Annotated in this window: 4 protein-coding genes; all 4 read left to right on the top strand. The window is 69.7% G+C overall.

The genetic code is table 11. The features are described 5' to 3' along the window. The coding region (locus AC5JLB_RS15110; protein ID WP_495874651.1) for a substrate-binding domain-containing protein at positions 1–321 on the top strand (321 nt) is incomplete at its 5' end. A gap of 100 nt (positions 322–421) precedes the next feature. Next, on the top strand, positions 422–1,960 hold the full coding sequence (locus AC5JLB_RS15105; protein WP_495874650.1) for a sugar ABC transporter ATP-binding protein: 1,539 nt from the start codon (positions 422–424) through the stop codon (positions 1,958–1,960). After that, a complete protein-coding gene (locus AC5JLB_RS15100) occupies positions 1,957–2,976 on the top strand; it encodes an ABC transporter permease (protein WP_495874649.1) in 1,020 nt (339 codons plus the stop codon). Before AC5JLB_RS15105 ends, AC5JLB_RS15100 begins: the two co-directional genes overlap by 4 nt. Continuing rightward, on the top strand, positions 2,973–3,974 hold the full coding sequence (locus tag AC5JLB_RS15095; protein WP_495874648.1) for an ABC transporter permease: 1,002 nt from the start codon (positions 2,973–2,975) through the stop codon (positions 3,972–3,974). Before AC5JLB_RS15100 ends, AC5JLB_RS15095 begins: the two co-directional genes overlap by 4 nt. The last annotated feature ends 82 nt before the right edge of the window (positions 3,975–4,056 follow it).

Here is a 4,056-nt window from a genome sequence, read left to right as displayed (position 1 = left end):
CAGGCGCATCCGGACGTGAACATCGTCTACGCCCACAACGACGAGATGGCGATCGGCGCGATCCAGGCGCTCGAGGCCGCCGGTCGCACGCCGGGTGAGGACGTGTTCATCTACTCCATCGACGGCACCCGCGACGCGCTCCAGTCGATCATCGACGGCAAGATGGAAGTGACGGTGGAATCTTCGCCGTTCTTCGGCCCGCTCGCCTGCGACGTGATGAAGCGCTACGCCGCCGGCGAGACCATCGAGCCCTGGGTGAAGGTCGAGGACCGCATCTTCACCCCCGAGAACGCCGCCGAGCACATCGACGAAGCCTACTGAGTCCGACCGAACAGAACGGTTCCCGGCGCGAACCGGGGACCCGCATCCAGGCGTCGCCTTGTCCAGGGCGGCGCCTGATCCCACCCCGGAGGTCGCCACGATGGCCGAGCCCCTTCTCCAGATGACCGGCATCCAGAAGGCCTTCTCGGGCGTGCCGGCGCTCCGCGACGCGAGCCTCCGCATCGCTCCGGGCGAGGTCCATGCCCTGATCGGCCAGAACGGCGCGGGAAAGTCCACGCTCATCAAGATCCTGACCGGCGTCTATTCCCGCGACGCGGGCGAGGTGCGGCTCATGGGCCGCCCCGTGGACCTGCGCTCCCCCCGAGAGGCGCAATGGGCCGGGATCGCCACCATCTACCAGGAGCTGACGCTCGTCCCCCAGCGGACCGTGACCGAGAACATCGTCCTGGGCTACGAGCCGCGAAGGCCCTGGGGCGCCATCGACTGGAAGGCCGCCGACGCGCGCGCACGCGAGGTGCTCTCCCGCTTCGGGATCGAGCTCGACCTCCACCGCCCGCTCGGCTCCTACCCGACCGCCATCCAGCAGCTCGTGGCCATCGGCCGCGCGGCCTCGATGGACACGAAGCTCCTCATCATGGACGAGCCCACCTCCTCGCTCGACGAGAAGGAGGTGGACACGCTCTTCGGCGTGATCCGCTCCCTCAAGGCGCGCGGCACCTCGGTGCTCTACGTCAGCCACTTCCTCGACGAGCTCTTCGTCGTCTGCGACGGCGTCACGATCATGCGCGACGGCCGCACGGTGGGCGAGGCGCGCATCGCCGGGACGACCAAGCTCGACCTCATCGCCCAGATGCTCGGCCGCGACGCCGACGAGATCCGGGCCGCCGGCATGACCCAGCTCTCCACCGGCCAGACCCGCGCGGGCGATGTCTTCCTCGAGGCCAAGGGGCTCTCCTCCGACCGGCGCCTGCGCAACCTCGACCTGACGGTCCGTGCCGGGGAGATCGTGGGCCTCGCGGGCCTGCTCGGCTCGGGGAGGACCGAGGCCGCGCGCGCCGTCTTCGGGATGGACGCCGTGACCGGGGGCTCGCTGAGGGTCGCGGGCCGCCCCGCCGCGATCCGCTCGCCCCGCGACGCCATTGCCGCCGGCCTCGCCTTCCTGACCGAGGACCGCAAGGTCGAAGGGATCGTCCCCGACCTCTCGGTGCGCGAGAACCTGACGCTCGCGCTGCTGCCGCGCCTGTCGAAGATAGGCATCGTGGACGAGGCGCGCGAACGCAAGATCGTGGAGGGCTTCATCAAGGCGCTGGGCATCCGCACCGCCGACATGGACCAGCCGATCCGCGAACTCTCGGGCGGCAACCAGCAGAAAGTGCTGCTCGGCCGCTGGCTCGCGCTCGAGCCCAAGCTCCTCATCCTCGACGAGCCCACGCGCGGCGTGGACGTGGGCGCCAAGCTCGAAATCCAGAACATCATCGCCAAGCGGGTCGAGGAGGGCTGCGCCGTGCTCCTCATCTCCTCCGAGTTCGAGGAGCTGATCGAGGGCGCGCACAACATCGTCGTGATGCAGGAGGGCCGGTCGGTCCGCCGCCTGTCGAACCCGGGCGTCACCGAAGCCTCGTTGATCCACGCCATCGCTGAGCCACCGGACGAGCCCAGGGCGGAGGCCGCCGAATGAGCCAGCAGAACAGCCTCACGGGCCGGGGCCTCGGCGGTGTGGGCGAGCAGCCCGCCCCGCCGCGCCGGTCGCGCCTCGACCGCCGGCTCCTCGGGCTCGCGCTCGCGCTCGTGGCACTCCTCCTCCTCAATGTCGCGATCACGCCGAACTTCCTGAACCTCCAGACCCTCGCCGTGAACGTGAGCCAGGTCTCTACCATCGTCCTCGTGGCGCTGGGCATGACGCTGGTGATCGCGACGGGTGGGATCGACCTGTCGGTCGGTGCCGTCATGGCCGTGGCCGGGGCCATCGCGCCCCTGATCTTCGGCAGCGAATGGGGCCTCGCCAACCCCGGCCTCGGGCTGGTGCTGTCCATCCTCGTGCCGCTCCTTGTGGCCGCATGCTGCGGGCTCTTCAACGGGGCGCTCGTCAGCTTCCTGGGCGTGCAGCCCATCATTGCCACGCTGATCCTCTTCATCTCGGGCCGTGGGATCGCGCTGGTTCTGACCAACGGCAACCTCCAGACCTTCTCGAACCCGAGCTTCACCTGGCTCGGCACCGGGCGGTGGCTCGGCATCCCGGTCATGGGCTGGATCGCATTGGCGCTCACGCTGGTCGTGGCCGTGGTCGTCCGCAAGACGATCTATGGCCGCTACCTCCTGTCCATCGGCGGCAACGAGCGGGCGGCGGCGCTGTCGGGCACGCCCGTTGCGCGGGCGAAGATCTGGACCTATGTCCTGTGCTCGACCTTCGCGGGGCTCGCGGGCCTCATCGTGGTGGCGCAGAACTCCGCCTCGGACGCAGCGCGCATCGGCCTCCTGATGGAGCTCAACGCCATCGCCGCGGCGGTGGTAGGGGGCGCGGCCTTGGCGGGCGGGCGGGCGCCGATCCTGGGCACGCTGCTCGGTGCCCTGTTCCTCCAGCTCGTGGGCTACACGCTGATCGCCAACGGCGTCCCCGACGAGGCCACCTACATCGTCACCGCCGCGATCATCGTCGTCGCGGTCTGGCTCCAGGACAGCCGGAGGCGCACATGACCGCCCAGCCGCTCGACCTCAACCTGCGCCGCTTCATGCGGCCTCTCGGCGGGGGCACGCACCTGACGGTCTGGGTGGCGCTCGCGCTCCTGATCCTGCTCGGGGCGCTACGCTACGACAATTTCCTGACCGCCTACAACATTTCGTCCTTTCTCCAGTACAACTCGATGTTCATCCTGATCTCGGTCGGGATGTGCCTCGTCATCATGACGGGGGGCATCGACCTGTCGGTGGGGACGGTCGCGGCCCTCTCCTCGGTGGTCGCCGCGCTGCTGAGCCCTTATGGACTCCTCGTGGCGCTCCCTGCCGGGGTGCTCACCGGTCTCGCCGTAGGCGCGATCAATGCGGGGCTGATCGTCGGGCTCCGCCTGCCGCCCTTCATGGCGACGCTGGCCACGATGCTCGGCGCGCAGGGGGCGGCGCTCGTGGTGTCCGACAACCGCGCGGTGTCGGTGGACTGGACCTCGGGATTCACCGCGCTCGGCATGAACAAGGTTGGCCTCGTGCTGCCCTGGACGATCCTCGTCGCGCTCGTCGCGGTGGTCGTGGCCTGGTACATCCTCGAGAAGACCTCGCTCGGCCGCACGGTGCTCGCCGTGGGCGGCAACGCCGAGGCCGCGCACCTCATGGGCCTCAAGACCGCGCGCGCGCTGACCTTCGTGTATCTCTTCTCGGGCGCCATGGCGGGCCTCGCCGGGGTCTTCCTCGCCTCGGGCTACGGCGCCGGCCAGCCGCTTGAGGGGCAGGGCTGGGAACTCGCGGCCATCGCCGCCGTCGTCGTGGGCGGCACGCTGCTGACAGGTGGCATGGGATCCGTCCCCGCCACCGTCGCCGGGGCGCTGCTCTTCGGCCTCGTCTTCAACCTCCTCAACTTCGAGAACGGGCTCGGGGTCATCTCGCTGTCGGCCTACTGGCAGTCGGTGATCCGCGGCGCCTTCCTCCTCGTCGTGATCCTCCTTCAGGTGCGGCTCGCCCGCCCTACCGCAACCAAGGCCTGACTTCCCATGACCCGCACGATCACCGACCTTCAGGCGCGGCTCTTCCGCGTCCCTCTGGCCGAATCCATGGGCGACGCCATGC

Source organism: Myxacorys chilensis, from assembly GCF_059505265.1.
The sequence above is the reverse complement of the archived record's forward strand: the minus strand, read 5'-3'. Positions and strand labels throughout refer to the sequence as shown.